Raw genomic sequence first — 14,916 nt, forward strand, 5'->3', positions numbered from 1 at the left:
TGTCGGGACTTCAGGGACTTTCCGGACTTTCGGGACCGTCGGTGTCGTCACGCCGTACCCAACGCCGTGTCGCGCGCCGTACGGAACGCCGTGTAGGGGTCACGGTCGGGGTACGACCACGGCGCCGGGGTCGCGTACGACCCGATGCGGTGGAACAGGGCGGCGGCCTCGGCGCCCCGCCCCTCGCAGTACTTGGCGTGGGCCAGGAAGTTGAGGTCGACATGGCGGCGCGGGTGGTCGTCGCGCTCCCACTCCAGCCACCAGTCGAACGCCGCCTTCATCACCTGCCGGGCGCGCCGCCCCACCCAGTGCCCGGAGGCCATGGGGTCGGGTGGCTCGCTGCCCGTGGCGGCCAGCACGCGGTAGCGCTCGGCGTGCGCGACGACCGGGAGGATGGCGAGCGGCGAGTCGGCGGGTGCCTGTTCGGCGGCCCAGTTGGCGAAGTCGTAGACCTCGTGCAGCGGGTCCTGGCCGGCGTCGGCGCGGCGCTCGGCGAGCCGGGCGACCACCAGGTGGTGCGCGTGGTGGTGGTCCGGGTAGCGGGCGCGCACCTCGTCGAAGAGGCGGACCACGTCCTCCTCGGTGCCGAGCGACCGCTCCAGGATCAGCAGGCCGAGCCACGGTGTGGGGTCCTCGGGGGCGAGCGCGGCGGCCGCCCGGCAGGCCTCACGCGCCGCGTCCGGGCTCTCCTTGCCGTTCAGTGCGCGGTGGACGACGGCGTGGGCGACGAGGACGGCGGCGCAGGGCGACTCCGGTTCGGCGAGCTGCCAGTCGCGCGCCCAGGCGAGCGCCGTGGGCTCCTGGGCGAGGACGGTGACGCGGTGGCCGCGGCGGTCCCAGTCGTCGTGGGTCGATGCGAGCAGGGCGCGCACGGTCGCCCATCGTCCACGGGCGAGCGAAGCCCGGGCAGCGATGAGTTCGGTGTCGTCGAGCGCGGCGTCGAAGAGCCGGTCCGCGCGCTTGCGGGCACGGCCGAACGCCGGTGGGGGTGGGGGTGGCACCGCGGTGATTCCTTACCGAACGCGGCTCGTCAGAGTGCGGTCCCGCACAGCAAACCGTCCGCCTGCGGTGTGCGTCAAGGGCGTACCGCATCTCCTACACGTGTCAACGGTGCTTCCGCACAAGGGTGTTGAAGACGCACCTTGGGCGAGCGCGCGGGGCGGAGGTCGGGGTGCCACCGCTCCCGCCCCGCGTGCACTCGGCCCACCGCCCCGCTCAGCCGACCGCCTTGGCCGCCGCACGTCCGGCGGTGCGTCCCGAGAACAGGCAGCCGCCGAGGAACGTGCCCTCCAGGGAGCGGTAGCCGTGCACCCCGCCGCCGCCGAAGCCCGCCGCCTCCCCGGCCGCGTACACGCCCGGCAGCGGGTCGCCGCCCTCGGTCAGCACCCGGGAGGACAGGTCGGTCTCCAGGCCGCCGAGCGTCTTGCGGGTGAGGATGTTGAGGCGCACCGCGATCAGCGGGCCCGCCTTGGGGTCGAGGATGCGGTGCGGTGCCGCCGTACGGATCAGCCGGTCGCCGAGGAAGCGGCGGGCTCCGCGTATCGCGGTCACCTGGAGGTCCTTGGTGAAGGGGTTGAGGATCTCCCGGTCGCGCGCGACGATCTCGCGGCGCAACTCGGCCTCGTCGATGAGCGGTTCCTTGGTGAGCGCGTTCATGCCGCGCACCAGCGCGCCGAGGTCCTTCTCGACGACGAAGTCGATGCCGTGGTCCATGAACGCCTTCACCGGCCCGGGCACGTCGGCGCGCGCCCGCACGATCACGTCCCGGACCGACTTGCCGGTGAGGTCGGGGTTCTGCTCCGAGCCGGAGAGCGCGAACTCCTTGCCGATGATCTTCTGGTCGAGGACGAACCACGTATGGTCGTACCCGGTCTTCATGATGTGCTCGAGCGTGCCGAGGGTGTCGAAGCCGGGGAAGAGCGGGACGGGCAGCCGCCGGCCGCGGGCGTCCAGCCAGAGGGAGGACGGACCGGGCAGGATGCGGATGCCGTGGTTGTCCCAGACGGGGTTCCAGTTGTGCAGGCCCTCGGTGTAGTGCCACATGCGGTCGCGGTTGATCAGGCGGGCGCCCGCCTCCTCGGCGATGCCGAGCATCCTGCCGTCGACGTGCGCGGGCACGCCGGAGACCATGCGCTCCGGCGGGTTGCCGAGGCGCTTCGGCCAGTTGGCGCGGACCAGGTCGTGGTTGCCGCCGATACCGCCCGAGGTGACGATCACCGCCTGGGCCCGGAGTTCGAAGGCGCCGGTGACCGTGCGGCTGCTGGCCTTGCCTCGCGGCGCGTCCGAGGGCTCCAGGATCTCGCCGGTGACGGTGTCGACGGTGCCCGCGCTGCGCGTGAGACCGGTGACGCGGTGACGGAACTTCAGTTCGACGAGGCCGCGCGCGACGCCGGCCCGCACCCGCCGCACGAACGGGGCGATCACCCCGGGCCCGGTCCCCCAGGTGATGTGGAAGCGGGGGACGGAGTTGCCGTGCCCGGTGGCGTCGTAGCCGCCGCGTTCGGCCCAGCCGACCACCGGGAAGAAGCGCACGCCCTGCCCGTGCAGCCAGGCCCGCTTCTCGCCCGCCGCGAAGTCGACGTACGCCTCGGCCCACTTGCGCGGCCAGTGGTCCTCGGGACGGTCGAAGGCGGCCGTGCCCATCCAGTCCTGGAGGGCGAGCGCGTGACTGTCGCGGATCCTGAGGCGGCGCTGTTCCGGGGAGTCCACGAAGAAGAGGCCCCCGAAGGACCAGAACGCCTGGCCGCCCATCGACTGCTCGGGTTCCTGGTCGAGCAGGATGACCTTCCGGCCGGCGTCCACCAGTTCGGCGGTCGCGGTGAGCCCGGCGAGGCCTGCCCCGATCACGATGACATCAGCGTCGTAGGCCATGCGCCCGTCCTCTCGCGGTGACGACCAGTCCGTTCCTTGTTACTGACGGGTCAGATCCTTCGGCACAGGAGTGACGGCGTCAACCGGGTGTTTCCGGGTACTCGCCGCTGTCGGCAAACTCACGTCGTCCGCCGCGCGGACGCGTGCGCCGCCGTGCGGCAGCGGATGCTCACCTGGGGCGAAAAGGAGGCCCCGGCAGCGTTGTTGGGGCCTTCCCGGCGCCGGGCGGGGGTGCGGGACACCCGGCGTGTCGTACGGGCGGGAGCGTGCCGAGAAGTTGTCAAGCACGGACAGGTCACAGCCGGGAGCGCTACAGTCAGCGTGATACGCATCCCGTGACCCCGCTGAATCATTGAGGTACGCAGCGTGTCGGTACTGGTTCTGGCTCTCGCCGTGAGCGCGGCCTTCTGTCTGGGCACCGGGTTCGTCCTGCAGCAGAACGCCGCCCAGCAGGCACCGCTCAGCGACTTCCTCTCCCCCCGGCTGCTGCTGGACCTGATGAGGGTGCCGCGCTGGCTCGGCGGTATCGGACTGATGGTGGCGGGCATGATCCTCAGCGCGGTCGCGCTGTCCCAGGGCGAGATCTCGCTGGTCGAGCCGCTGGTCGCCACGAACCTGCTGTTCGCGCTCGCCCTCTCCCGCTGGCAGACCAAGCAGCCGCTGGGCCGTCAGGGCTGGGCCGGTCTGGTGCTGCTGGCCGGGGGTGTCACGGCGTTCATCGTGGCGGGCCGGCCCAGAGCGGGCGACGCGGTCACCGATCCGGTACGGCACTGGTTGATCATCGGGGCGATGGTCGGCGCAGCGCTGGCGCTGACGACGTATGCGAAGAAGTCCCGGATGATCATCGGACCGTTGCTGCTGGCGCTGGCGGCCGGTCTGCTGTACGGCGTGCAGGACGCGCTCACCCGGGTCAGCGGGCAGCGTCTGACGACGGGCGGATGGACGGAGTTCATCACCGGCTGGCAGCCGTACGTGGTGCTGGTGCTGGGGGTGACCGGACTGGTGCTGGTGCAGAGCGCGTTCGAGACGGCTCCGCTGCGGATGTCCCTGCCGGCGCTGACCGCGGCCCAGCCGCTGGCCGGGATCGCCTGCGGGGTAGGCTTCCTCGGCGACCGCCTGCGCACCGACACGGGAGCGCTCGCCTGGGAGGCGGCCGGTCTCGCGGCGATCGTGCTGGGCATCGTGCTGCTCGGGTTGCACCCGGCGATGCCGCCGGGGCTGGGCGAGGTCGAACGGGAGAAGGACCTGCAGCCGGGGTGAGGCCGCGGCCCCTTGCGGCGGGGGAAGAGCGCCGTCCTCGGCGGCCCGCGCGCGGGAGCGCCTGGTTGGATGGCCGTATGAGTGCCGCTGATGAGCTTCTTGACATCGTGGACGAGGACGACCGGGTCGTCGGGCGGTCGCCGCGCGGCGAGGCCTACGCACGGGGGCTGCGGCACCGGTGCGTGTTCGTGCTGGCGCGCGATGGCGACGGGCGGGTCTTCGTGCACCGCCGCACCCCGACCAAACTCGTGTTCCCCTCCCTCTACGACATGTTCGTCGGCGGCGTCGTGGGCGCGGGAGAGACCTACGACGACGCCGCCCTGCGCGAGGCGGAGGAGGAACTCGGCGTCAGCGGGCTCCCCCGGCCCGAGCCGCTGTTCAAGTTCCTGTACGACGACGGCGCCGGACGGACCTGGTGGTCCTCGGTCTACCAGGTCCGCTGCGACCTTCCGGTGAACCCCCAGGCGGAAGAGGTCGCCTGGCACGCCTTCCTGCCCGAGGACGAGGTGGAACGGCGGCTGTCGCAGTGGGAGTGGGTCCCGGACGGGCTCGCCGCGTACCGGCGGCTCAAGGAGTACCGCCGGTCCACCGACTGAACGTGGCGTGGCACGGCACCCCCGGTAGGGTCCTTCCGTGATCGAATTCGTACGGAACGTCCGGCTGTGGTTCGCGCCCCAGGAGGTCCGTGAGGAAGGCCGTACGCCCGACTACCGCTTCTCCCTGGCCAACGAGCGCACGTTCCTGGCCTGGTTGCGCACCGCGCTCGCGCTGATCGGCGGCGGCTTCGCCGTCGACCAGTTCCTGCCCGGCCTGCGCTGGGCCTGGCGCGTGGGCCTCGCCCTCGCGCTGCTCGGCTCGGGGGTGCTGTGCTCGCTGCGGGCCGTCAACCACTGGGTGCGCTGCGAGCGGGCGATGCGGCGCGGCGAGGACCTTCCCGCCTCCCGCTTCCCGGCGGTGCTCAGCCTCGCCATCGCCGTGGTGGCCGTCGCCATGGTGGTGGTCGTGCTCGTCGGCTGGGCCGGATGAGCGCCCCGGCCGGTCAGCGCGACCCGGGGCTCCAGCCGGAGCGCACCCGGCTCGCATGGCGCCGTACCACCTTGTCCTGCACGGTGGCCGCCGTCCTGGCCGCGAAGACGGCACTGCACGGCAGGACGACGGGCGGCTTCGTCGCCGTCGCGCTGTGCTGCCTGCTCTGGCTCGGTTTCCTGGCTCTGGCCGGGCGCCGCATCCACGCCCTGGCGACCGCTGAGCCCGGCCGCCCCCCGCGGCTCACGCCCCGCCACGCCGCGGCCGCGACCCTGTGCACGGCCGCGCTCGCGGTGTGCGCGGCGGCCCTGGTGTTCTGAAGGCACCGACCGAGGACCGCAAGAGATCGAGGACGCAAGAGGAACCCCCGGCAGGGGAGGCTCGTTGGCGACTGGCAGGCTGTCCCGCACCAGTTGGCAACACGACAGGGGGTTCCATGGCCGCGGCTGAGCCGTACACGGTCGCACTGGCCGACGACGTACACGCCTATGTCCAGCCGGACGGCGGCTGGTGCCTGAACAACGCCGGGTTCGTGAGCGACGGGACGGCCACCCTGCTGGTGGACACCACCGCGACCGAGCGCCGCACCCGTGCCCTGGGCGCGGCGATCGCTGCGACCGGCGCCCCGGCGCCGCGGGTCGTGGTCAACACCCACCACCACGGCGACCACACCTACGGCAACGCCTTCTTCGCCCCGGCCGCGATGATCGTCTCGCACGCCGACTGCCGCCGGGAAGCGCTCGCCGCCGGGCACAACCTGCCCTTGATCTGGCCCACGATCGACTACGGGGACGTCCGCATACAGGGTGCCGACCTGACGTACCGGGACCACACGACGGTGCACGCGGGCGCGGTGGACGCCGAGGTGATCCACCCCGGCGTGGGGCACACCGTCGGCGACTCGGTGGTCTGGCTGCCGCACCGGCGCGTGCTGTTCACCGGCGACCTGGTCTTCGAGGGCGGCACGCCGTTCTTCCTGATGGGCTCGCTCAGCGGCTCCCTGCGCGCGCTGGAACGGCTGCGCGCGCTCGGCGCCGAGACGGTGGTGCCCGGGCACGGGCCGGTGACCGATCCGTCGGCGTTCGACCGTACGGAGCGCTATCTGCGGTTCGTCGCCGAGGTCGCGCAGCAGCACCACGCGGCGGGCCGTACGCCGCTCGAGGCGGCGCGGTCCACGGATCTCGGGGAGTTCGCCGAGTGGCGGGAGAGCGAGCGGCTGGTGGCCAACCTGCACCGTGCCTACGCCGAGCTGGACGGCCTGGCCGAGGGGGCGCCGGTGGATCCGCTGCCCGCGTTCCGGGACATGGCGGTCATGAACGGCGGGGAGATGATGGCCAGCCACGCGTGAGGCCGCGTCGGGTCACGGCGGCGCCCCGCCGCCGTGACACCCATGACCGCCGGCGCCACGATGGCACCGTGGCGCCGATCACGTTCGCCCCGCCCACTGGACTACATACCGACCGGTCGGCATCATGAGGCAGGTCCTGTTTTCCGCGCACGTCGCACGTGAGGAGCAATGATGAGCCCAGACCACCCGCCGGGTCTCGATCTCGGCCGGCTGCGCGGCCTGCTCGACGCCGAGCGGCCCGGCCTGGTGAACGGCCCCCTGACCGGGCGGCTGATCGAGGGCGGGCGGTCCAACCTCACCTACGCCGTCTCGGACGGCACGGCGCGGTGGGTCGTACGCCGTCCCCCGCTCGGCCACGTCCTGGCCACCGCGCACGACATGCGGCGCGAGCACCGGGTGATCAGCGCCCTGCACGCCACGCCGGTGCCGGTGCCGCGTCCGGTGCTGCTGTGCGAGGACGAGTCCGTCCTCGGCGCCCCCTTCTACGTGATGGACTTCGTCGAGGGCACCCCCTACCGCACCGCCGAGCAGCTCGCGCCGCTCGGCCCGGAGCGCACCCGGAACGCGATCCTCGGCCTGGTGGACACGCTGGTCGAGCTGCACGCGGTGGACCCCGAGGCGGTGGGTCTTGCGGACTTCGGCCGCCCGGAGGGCTTCCTGGACCGCCAACTGCGCCGCTGGGGCAAGCAGTTGGACGCCTCCCGCAACCGGGAACTGCCCGGCATCGACGAGCTGCACGCGGCGCTCGGCCGCGCACTGCCCGACTCCCCCGCGCCGGCCGTGATCCACGGCGACTACCGCCTGGACAACGTTCTCCTCGGTGACGACGACAGGATCACCGCCATCCTGGACTGGGAGATGTCCACGCTCGGCGACCCGCTGACCGACCTGGGTCTGCTGGTGATGTACAGCGTGCCGCTCGGGACGCCCGACTCCCCCGTCTCCACGACCGCCGAGGCCCCGGGTCACCCCGATCCGGCCGAGCTGATCGAGCGGTACGCGGCCCGCTCGGGGCGCGACGTCTCCGCCGTCTCCTGGTACACGGCGTTCGCCTGGTTCAAGCTCGCCGTGATCCTCGAGGGCATCCACTACCGCTACACGCTCGGCCAGACGGTCGGGCGGGGCTTCGACCGCATCGGCGAGCTGGTGCCCGTCTTCATCGAGCACGGCCTGACCACCCTGCAGGAAGGCTGATCCGTCATGGACTTCGCGTTCGACGCGCGCACCGAGGAGCTGCGTGCCAAGCTGCTCGCCTTCATGGACGAGTACGTCTATCCGGCGGAGGCCGTCGCCCACGAGCAGCGCGCGCGGCTCGCCTCGCCGTGGGACACCCCGCCGGTCGTCGAGGAGCTGAAGGCCGAGGCGCGCCGGCAGGGGCTGTGGAACCTCTTCCTGCCGGACGCCGAGTACGGCGCGGGGCTCACCAACCTCCAGTACGCCCCGCTCGCCGAGATCACCGGCCGCTCCCCGCAGCTGGCGCCCACCGTGACGAACTGTGCGGCGCCCGACACCGGCAACATGGAGGTCCTCGCGCAGTTCGGCGACGAGCAGCAGAAGAAGCAGTGGCTGGAGCCGCTGCTGGCCGGGGAGATCCGCTCGGCGTTCGCGATGACCGAGCCGGAGGTGGCCTCCTCGGACGCCACGAACATCACCACGCGCATCGAGCGGGACGGCGACGAGTACGTCATCACCGGCCGCAAGTGGTACATCTCCGGGGCGATGAACCCCGACTGCCGGATCCTCATCGTGATGGGCAAGACGGACCCGGACGGACCGGACATCCGCCGCCAGCAGTCCATGGTGCTGGTCCCCCGCGACACGCCGGGTGTCACGGTCAAGCGCGCAATGCAGGTGTACGGCTACGAGGACCACTACCACGGTGGCCACGCCGAGGTCGTCTTCGACCACGCGCGCGTGCCGGTCGCCAACCTGATCGGTGAGGAGGGCGGCGGCTTCGCCATCGCCCAGGCGCGGCTGGGCCCGGGCCGTATCCACCACTGCATGCGGCTGATCGGCATGGCGGAGCGGGCGATCGAGCTCATGTGCAGGCGGGCGGTGTCCCGTACGGCGTTCGGCAAGGCACTCGCCCAGCAGGGCGTGGTGCACAACTGGATCGCCGACGCGCGCGTGGCCGTGGAGCAGTTGCGGCTGCTGGTGCTGAAGACGGCGTGGATGATGGACACGGTGGGCAACAAGGGCGCGCACACCGAGATCCAGGCCATCAAGATCGCCACTCCGCGCACGGTCGTCGACATCATCGACAAGGCGGTCCAGCTGCACGGCGCGGGCGGGGTGAGCCAGGACTTCCCGCTGGCCGAACTCTGGGCGGCGGCCCGCACCCTGCGGCTCGCGGACGGACCGGACGAGGTCCACCAGCGGTCGCTGGCGCGGCGGGAGCTGAAGAAGTACCTGTGAGACGTGGGTGAGGGGCGGACGCCGTGGCGTCCGCCCCTCACCCATGTGCGTCGATCACCCCATGTGCGCGTCGATCACCCCATGTGCGTCGATCACCCCATGTGCGTCGACGGGCTACGGCCGCAGCGCCCTCAGCAGCAGGTCCGCCAGGTGGTCGGCGACCTCCCGGGGGCTGAGCGGGCCGTCGGGGCGGTACCAGGTCGACAGGTGGTGCACCGAGCCGAAGTGGTAGTCGACGACCAGGTCGGCCGGGGTGGCGGTGGAGAACACCCCCTCCTTCTGACCCTCCTCGATCAGCGCGCGGAACCGCTCGTGGTAGCGGCGCCGCTCCGCGCGGACCTGCTTGTTCTTCTCCGGGCTGAGGTGGTGCATGGACCGGAAGAAGATCATCGCGTCGTCGAGGTTCTCGATCGTGGTGACGACGACGTCGGCTGCCGCGTCCCTCAGTCGCTTCTCCACCGGCTCGTCGGCCTCCGCGAAGGCGTCCAGCCGCTCCTGCTGGACACGCAGCACGCGTGCGTACACCTCGTGCAGCAGATCGTCCTTCGAGCCGAAGTAGTGGTAGAGCGCACCCTTGGTGACGCCTGCCGCCTCGACGATCTCCTGCACGGACGTGCGGTCGTAGCCCTGCTCGGCGAAGAGCCGCGTGGCGGCGGCCAGAAGCCGCTGCGGGACCGGCGTCCCGTCCCCGTCCGTCGTTCTGGGCACTGCCGCCACCTGCCTTTCCGATGATGAAACCACTGGGGCGTCTTCGCCTTTTCTCGGGTCGTTCACTCCCGGCGGGAACGCAGTTCCCGACGCAGGATCTTGCCACTCGCCGTCTTCGGCAGCTCGGGCAGGATCTCCACCTGGCGTGGGTACTTGTAGGCGGCCAGTCTCTCCTTGCAGTACGCCGCGAGCGCGTCGGGGTCCGTCTCGGCGCCCGGGCGCAGGCTGATGTACGCCTTGACGGTCTCGCCGCGGTACCCGTCCGGCACCCCCACGACGGCCGCCTCGCGCACCGCCGGGTGCGTGTAGAGGACGTCCTCCACCTCGCGCGGCCACACCTTGAAGCCGGAAGCGTTGATCATGTCCTTCTTGCGGTCCACGACGTACAGCCAGCCCCGCTCGTCCATGAACCCGATGTCGCCGGTGCGCAGCTCGCCGTCCGGGAAGGTCTCGGCGGTGGCCTCGGGGCGCCGCCAGTAGCCGGGCACGACCTGGGGGCCACGGACGACGATCTCGCCCTGTTCGCCGAACGGCACCTCCTCGCCCCTCTCGTCGACGATGCGGACGACCGTGTCCGGTCCGGGCACGCCGACCGCCAGGGTCCCGGAGACCGGGTCCACGGGGGCTTCCTGACCGGGCGGGACCGAGGCGCAGGGTGCGGTGCACTCGGTCAGGCCGTAGCCGTTGCGGATGTACGGCCCGAAGCCGGCCCGGAACTTCTCCACCAGGGCCGGCGGCAGCGGCGCGCCACCGGAGGAGATGACCCGGAAGGAGGAGAAGTGGTCCGGGGTGACGGAGGGGTGGGCGGCGAGCGCCATGAAGGCGGTGGAGGGGCCGACGGTGTAGTGCGGGCGGTGCTCGGCGAACGCGTCGAGGACGACGCCGGGCTCGAACCGGTAGGCGAGGACGAGTGTGCCGCCGCTGGTGAGACAGGCCACCAGCTCGCACACCATCCCGGTGATGTGGAACAGCGGTGCCAGCGCGAAGTAGACGGGCGCCTCGGGCAGGCCGAGGCCCGTGCGCTGCCGCTCGGCGTTGTACATGATGTTGCCGTGCGTGTTGGTGGCGCCCTTGGGGGTGCCGCTGGTGCCGGAGGTGTAGCTGATCAGCGCGATGTCGGACGGGCCCACGTCGCGGCCCTCGGGAGCCTTGTGGCCCTGCCGGGCGACGGTGACCAGGTCGTCGGCGTCGGCGGCCTGCTCCAGCCGCTCGAAGGTGAGCACACGTGCGTCGTCACGGGTCTGGAGGTCCCGCTCGCAGGCGGTCAGCACGATCCGCACGGGCGATGCGGCGGCCGTGTCCCGCAGGTACGACTCCCAGGCGCGGTCGGTGCACACCAGGGCGGTCACCTCGGCGTCCTTCAGGACGTGCGTGACCTCCCCCGACTTGTACATGGGGTTGACGGGCACGACGGTGGCGCCGGCCTTCCAGGCGCCGAGCAGGGCCAGCACGAAGTGCGGGGAGTTCTGCAGCAGGATCGCGACCCGGTCGCCGCGCTCCACACCGCGCGAGGCGAGGAACCCGGCGACGGAGTCGGTCAGCGCGTCCAGTTCGGCGTAGCTGATCCGGCCGTCGAAGTAGGCCAGGGCGGTTCGGTCCGCGGGCACCTGGCGCAGGGCGTGCGGGAGCGAGTCGGCGGGGCTGATCGGGGCGCGCTGGGCATCGTCGAGCAGGGCCAGCCAGGGCTTGGCGGCGTAGCGGGAGGCGGTCACCGGCCGGCCTCCCACTTCTGCTGGATGTGGTTCATGCTCGTCAGCCAGCGGTCCGGGTCGGTGGCGCGCGCCTGGTAGTAGGCGGCGGCCTCGGGGTGCGGCAGGATCAGGAACCGGTCCTCCTCGATGCCCTTGAACAGGGCGTCGGCGACGTCCTCGGGGTCGATCGCGGTCGGTGCCAGCACCAGGTCGCCTGCGCTGCCGGAGGCGGTCAGCATGTCGGTGCGGACGCCCTGGGGGCAGATCGCGTGGACCTTCAGGCCGCGGTGGCGGTACGTCAGGGACAGCCACTCGGCGAAGGCGTACGCGCCGTGCTTGGTGACGCTGTAGGGGGCGGCGCCGATCATGGTGAGCAGTCCGGCGGCGGAGACCGTCGAGACGAACCGGCCGGCGCCGCGCTCCAGCCAGGCCGGCAGGAGTTCTCGGGCGGCGCGGACGTGGGCCATCACGTTCACGTCCCAGGCCCGCGCCCAGACCTCCTCGTCGGCGGCCTCGGTGCCGCCGGAGGCGAGGCCCGCGTTGGCGCAGTAGACGTCGATGGTGCCGCCGAGGGCGTCCCGCGCCTCGGACACGATCGCGGACGCGTCGCCCGGGACGGCGATGCCGCCGATCCCGTCGGCCACGGCCTTGGCCTTCTCGGCGTCCAGGTCGTTGACGACGACCCGGGCCCCCTCTGCGGCGAAGCGGCGGGCCAGCGCGGCCCCGATGCCTCCTCCCGCCCCGGTGACGACCACTCCCGCACCCTGTACGGCTTCCACCATCGGTCTCCTTCGACGCGACACGCACCGGCTCTGCTGCCGTCGGCTCTGCACGGCGGCCAGACTAACCAGTCGGTATGTAACGAGGGAAGAGGCTGCTTCGCCAGCCATTACGCGGGCATGACAGTTCCATCGAGCAGGGAGGTCATCGCATGAGGCTGTCCAGACGAGGGCTGCTCGCCGCCACCACGGCGGCGACCGTGCCGTTCCCCGCAGCGTCCCGGGCCGGCGGCAGGCGGCTGCGCACCGGTTTCGAACGGCTGGCGGCGGACGGCTACGCGCCGCTGGCGGGCCGCCGGGTCGGCATCGTGACCAATCCCACGGGTGTGACGAGGGACGTGCGCCACATCGTGGACGTGATGCACGCCGACCCCCGGGTGGACCTGGCCGCGGTCTTCGGCCCCGAGCACGGCTTCCGCGGCACCGCCCAGGCCGGCGGATCGGAGGGCCGCCACGACGACCCGGCGACCGGGCTCCCCGTATACGACACGTACCTGAAGAGCGGCCGGCCGCTCGCCGACATCTTCACCGCGTCCGGTGTGGACACCGTCGTCTTCGACATCCAGGACGTGGGCGCCCGCTTCTACACCTACATCTGGACGCTTTACGACTGCATGGAGGCCGCCGCGCTCGCCGGCAAGCGGTTCATGGTCCTCGACCGGCCGAACCCGGTGACCGGACGCGCCGCCCTCGGCCCGGTGCTGCACAGGGAGTTCGCGACCTTCGTCGGCCGGCAGCCGATCGCACAGGCGCACGGGATGACGGTCGCGGAGCTGGCGCGGCTGTTCAACGGGGAGTTCCTGACCACGCCCGTCCCGCTCGACACCGTGCCGATGACCGGCTGGAGGCGGTCCGACTTCTACGACGCCTCCGGGCTGCCCTGGGTGCCGCCGAGCCCCAACATGCCGACACCCGACACGGCGCTGGTCTACTCGGGGACGTGCCTGTTCGAAGGCACGAACCTGTCCGAGGGACGCGGCACCACCCGCCCCTTCGAACTCCTCGGCGCGGAGGGCGTCGACGGCCGGTGGGCAGCGGAAGCGGAGCGACTGGGACTGCCGGGCGTGCACTTCAGGGAGGCGTACTTCGCGCCCGCCTTCTCCAAGTTCCAGGGGAAGACGATCGGTGGAGTGCAGATCCATGTGTACGACCGGGCCGCCTACGACCCCGTCCGCACCGGGATCGCGCTGCTCGTGACCGCCAAGAAGGTGTGGAGCGGTTTCGCCTGGCGCTCCGACGACTGGATCGACAAGCTCACGGGCTCCGCGCGGGTGCGCACGATGATCGACGCCGGCGCCACGGCCGACGAGGTGGTGGCCGCGTGGCAGGACGAGCTGGCCGCCTTCCGGCGGATCCGGAGGGAGTACCTGCTGTACGGATGAGCGTGACGTATGGCCAATCGCGCCCGCCCGCAGGACGATGCGCGCACTGCGCGCAGCGCGCTCGACCTCGGGGCAAGGGGGCTCGTCATGGCGGTACCGGCAGTGAGTGTGAGTCCCTACTGGGAGCTGACCTTCGACGCGGACGGCGACGTCGACGGGCCGGAACGGAACCGGCTGCTCGCGGAGGTGACGCGGCGGGGAGTACGCGACCTGCTGGTCTGCGCGCACGGCTGGAACAACCAGCGCTCCGGCGCCACCCGGCTCTACAGCAGCTTCTTCGCGCCGGTGCCCTTGATCGCGCCCAGGGCCCGCCTCGGGTACGTGGGCGTGATCTGGCCGTCGATGATGTTCGCGGACGAGCCGATCCCCCATTTCCCGCCGTCGGTCGCGGCCGAGGTGCCGGCCGCTCCGCTGCTGGACAAGGACAGCCGCCACGCGCTGCACGAGGTGTTCCCCGGCCGTGCGACCGTGGTGGAGCAGCTCTCACGGCTGCTGGAGCAGCACCCGGACGACGGTGCCTCGCTGGAGGAGTTCGGGCGGCTGGTACGACTGCTGGTGGAGGTGCGGCCGCAGGGGCCGCAGGCCGCGTTCGCCGCGGACACCCTGGCGCAGGGGGCGCCCGAGGACGGGCCCGGGATGCTGACCGGGGACACGGCCGAGGTGTGCCGGAGCTTCGCGCGGGCGCTGGAGCAGGTCCAGTCGGCCGGCGGGCAGTCCCCGGAAGGGTTCTCGTTCACGCCGAAGGGGGTGTGGGACGGGGCGCGCGAGTTGCTCAGACAGGCCACGTACTACGCGATGAAGCGGCGCGCGGGGACGGTCGGCGAGCGGGGGCTCGGGCAGGTGGTCGGGCAGCTGGCGCAGGCGGCGCCGGGGGTGCGGGTGCACCTGGTCGGGCACAGTTTCGGAGGGCGGCTGGTGTCGTTCGCGCTGCGCGGGCTGCCGGAGGGCGTGCGCACGGTGAAGTCGGTGACGCTGTTGCAGGGGGCCTTCTCGCACTACGCCTTCGCGGCCCGGCTGCCGGAGGACCCGCATACGAGCGGGGTGCTGGACGGGCAGCAGAACCGGGTCGACGGTCCCCTGGTGTGCTGCTACTCCCACTTCGACTCGGCGCTCGGCACGCTCTACCCGCTGGCGTCCCGCATGGCGGACGACGACCGGTCGCTGACCGGGGACTTCACGGCGGACTTCGACATCGGCCGGCTCCTCGGCCCCCGGTGGGGCGCGATGGGGCACGACGGGATCCAGGCGGTGGACGGCACGCGCAGCCTGACGCTCGCCGACGCGCTCGGCGGCGGACTGCCGGCGTCCGGCTGCGTCAACGTCGACGCCTGCGCGGTGGTCTGCCACGGCGGTCCGCCGTCGGGCGCGCACAGCGACATCGTGCATCCGGAGCTGGCCCGGGTGGTGCTGGCGGCGGGCCGGGTGGGCTGACCCGC

Annotated in this window: 14 protein-coding genes; 9 read left to right on the forward strand and 5 right to left on the reverse strand. The window is 72.1% G+C overall.

Annotation, left to right across the window (positions count from 1 at the left end):
- Window positions 1–47: 47 nt before the first annotated feature.
- Together SY2F82_RS24815 and SY2F82_RS24820 are read right to left on the reverse strand one after the other, a co-directional pair.
- Window positions 48–1,001: a hypothetical protein gene (locus SY2F82_RS24815; protein ID WP_200421377.1), complete on the reverse strand. Its 954-nt coding sequence runs from the start codon at window positions 999–1,001 to the stop codon at window positions 48–50.
- A 214-nt stretch (window positions 1,002–1,215) separates the two neighbouring features.
- Entirely contained in the window at window positions 1,216–2,871 is a 1,656-nt protein-coding gene (locus SY2F82_RS24820; RefSeq protein WP_200421378.1) for an FAD-binding dehydrogenase, read from the reverse strand.
- A gap of 366 nt (window positions 2,872–3,237) precedes the next feature.
- Between SY2F82_RS24820 and SY2F82_RS24825 the strand changes: the two genes are divergently transcribed.
- The 7 genes from SY2F82_RS24825 to SY2F82_RS24855 all read left to right on the forward strand — a co-directional run bounded on the left by SY2F82_RS24825 (window position 3,238) and on the right by SY2F82_RS24855 (window position 8,920).
- Window positions 3,238–4,131 (forward strand): DMT family transporter, encoded by an 894-nt coding sequence (locus SY2F82_RS24825; RefSeq protein WP_200421379.1) that lies wholly within the window; start codon window positions 3,238–3,240, stop codon window positions 4,129–4,131.
- Window positions 4,132–4,208: 77 nt separating this feature from the next.
- A complete protein-coding gene (locus SY2F82_RS24830; RefSeq protein WP_200421380.1) occupies window positions 4,209–4,727 on the forward strand; it encodes an NUDIX hydrolase in 519 nt (172 codons plus the stop codon).
- A gap of 37 nt (window positions 4,728–4,764) precedes the next feature.
- Window positions 4,765–5,157: a YidH family protein gene (locus SY2F82_RS24835; protein WP_200421381.1), complete on the forward strand. Its 393-nt coding sequence runs from the start codon at window positions 4,765–4,767 to the stop codon at window positions 5,155–5,157.
- The gene (locus SY2F82_RS24840) at window positions 5,154–5,477 is read left to right on the forward strand and encodes a DUF202 domain-containing protein (protein WP_200421382.1); all 324 of its coding nucleotides are present in this window, start codon (window positions 5,154–5,156) and stop codon (window positions 5,475–5,477) included. Before SY2F82_RS24835 ends, SY2F82_RS24840 begins: the two co-directional genes overlap by 4 nt.
- 116 nt (window positions 5,478–5,593) lie before the next feature.
- Window positions 5,594–6,505 carry an MBL fold metallo-hydrolase gene (locus SY2F82_RS24845; RefSeq protein ID WP_200421383.1) on the forward strand — a complete coding sequence of 304 codons (912 nt, stop codon included), beginning with the start codon at window positions 5,594–5,596 and terminating at the stop codon, window positions 6,503–6,505.
- A gap of 171 nt (window positions 6,506–6,676) precedes the next feature.
- Entirely contained in the window at window positions 6,677–7,699 is a 1,023-nt protein-coding gene (locus SY2F82_RS24850; protein ID WP_200421384.1) for a phosphotransferase family protein, read from the forward strand.
- A 6-nt stretch (window positions 7,700–7,705) separates the two neighbouring features.
- Window positions 7,706–8,920, forward strand: a complete 1,215-nt coding sequence (locus SY2F82_RS24855) for an acyl-CoA dehydrogenase (protein WP_200421385.1) — start codon at window positions 7,706–7,708, stop codon at window positions 8,918–8,920.
- Between the two features lie 114 nt (window positions 8,921–9,034).
- On the opposite strand, the gene SY2F82_RS24860 is transcribed toward SY2F82_RS24855, so the two are convergent.
- The 3 genes from SY2F82_RS24860 to SY2F82_RS24870 all read right to left on the reverse strand — a co-directional run bounded on the left by SY2F82_RS24860 (window position 9,035) and on the right by SY2F82_RS24870 (window position 12,101).
- The gene (locus tag SY2F82_RS24860) at window positions 9,035–9,628 is read right to left on the reverse strand and encodes a TetR/AcrR family transcriptional regulator (RefSeq protein ID WP_200421386.1); all 594 of its coding nucleotides are present in this window, start codon (window positions 9,626–9,628) and stop codon (window positions 9,035–9,037) included.
- A gap of 62 nt (window positions 9,629–9,690) precedes the next feature.
- Window positions 9,691–11,340, reverse strand: a complete 1,650-nt coding sequence (locus SY2F82_RS24865; protein ID WP_200421387.1) for a class I adenylate-forming enzyme family protein — start codon at window positions 11,338–11,340, stop codon at window positions 9,691–9,693.
- Window positions 11,337–12,101, reverse strand: coding sequence for an SDR family oxidoreductase (locus SY2F82_RS24870; RefSeq protein ID WP_200421388.1), 765 nt, complete (start codon window positions 12,099–12,101; stop codon window positions 11,337–11,339). Before SY2F82_RS24870 ends, SY2F82_RS24865 begins: the two co-directional genes overlap by 4 nt.
- 149 nt (window positions 12,102–12,250) lie before the next feature.
- Between SY2F82_RS24870 and SY2F82_RS24875 the strand changes: the two genes are divergently transcribed.
- Together SY2F82_RS24875 and SY2F82_RS24880 are read left to right on the forward strand one after the other, a co-directional pair.
- Window positions 12,251–13,480 (forward strand): exo-beta-N-acetylmuramidase NamZ domain-containing protein, encoded by a 1,230-nt coding sequence (locus SY2F82_RS24875; RefSeq protein WP_200421389.1) that lies wholly within the window; start codon window positions 12,251–12,253, stop codon window positions 13,478–13,480.
- An 87-nt stretch (window positions 13,481–13,567) separates the two neighbouring features.
- A complete protein-coding gene (locus SY2F82_RS24880; RefSeq protein ID WP_200421390.1) occupies window positions 13,568–14,911 on the forward strand; it encodes a serine-threonine protein kinase in 1,344 nt (447 codons plus the stop codon).
- The last annotated feature ends 5 nt before the right edge of the window (window positions 14,912–14,916 follow it).

Origin of the sequence: Streptomyces sp. Y2F8-2, assembly GCF_014905555.1 — a bacterium.
Taxonomy (GTDB): Bacteria; Actinomycetota; Actinomycetes; order Streptomycetales; family Streptomycetaceae; genus Streptomyces; species Streptomyces cynarae.

Excerpts from the sequence above, each read along its gene's own strand:
- SY2F82_RS24820 (WP_200421378.1), bottom strand. The coding sequence starts at position 2,871 with ATGGCCTACGACGCTGATGTCATCGTGATCGGGGCAGGCCTCGCCGGG.
- SY2F82_RS24830 (WP_200421380.1), top strand. The coding sequence starts at position 4,209 with ATGAGTGCCGCTGATGAGCTTCTTGACATCGTGGACGAGGACGACCGG.
- SY2F82_RS24840 (WP_200421382.1), top strand. The coding sequence starts at position 5,154 with ATGAGCGCCCCGGCCGGTCAGCGCGACCCGGGGCTCCAGCCGGAGCGC.
- SY2F82_RS24845 (WP_200421383.1), top strand. The coding sequence starts at position 5,594 with ATGGCCGCGGCTGAGCCGTACACGGTCGCACTGGCCGACGACGTACAC.
- SY2F82_RS24850 (WP_200421384.1), top strand. The coding sequence starts at position 6,677 with ATGAGCCCAGACCACCCGCCGGGTCTCGATCTCGGCCGGCTGCGCGGC.
- SY2F82_RS24855 (WP_200421385.1), top strand. The coding sequence starts at position 7,706 with ATGGACTTCGCGTTCGACGCGCGCACCGAGGAGCTGCGTGCCAAGCTG.
- SY2F82_RS24870 (WP_200421388.1), bottom strand. The coding sequence starts at position 12,101 with ATGGTGGAAGCCGTACAGGGTGCGGGAGTGGTCGTCACCGGGGCGGGA.
- SY2F82_RS24875 (WP_200421389.1), top strand. The coding sequence starts at position 12,251 with ATGAGGCTGTCCAGACGAGGGCTGCTCGCCGCCACCACGGCGGCGACC.
- SY2F82_RS24880 (WP_200421390.1), top strand. The coding sequence starts at position 13,568 with ATGGCGGTACCGGCAGTGAGTGTGAGTCCCTACTGGGAGCTGACCTTC.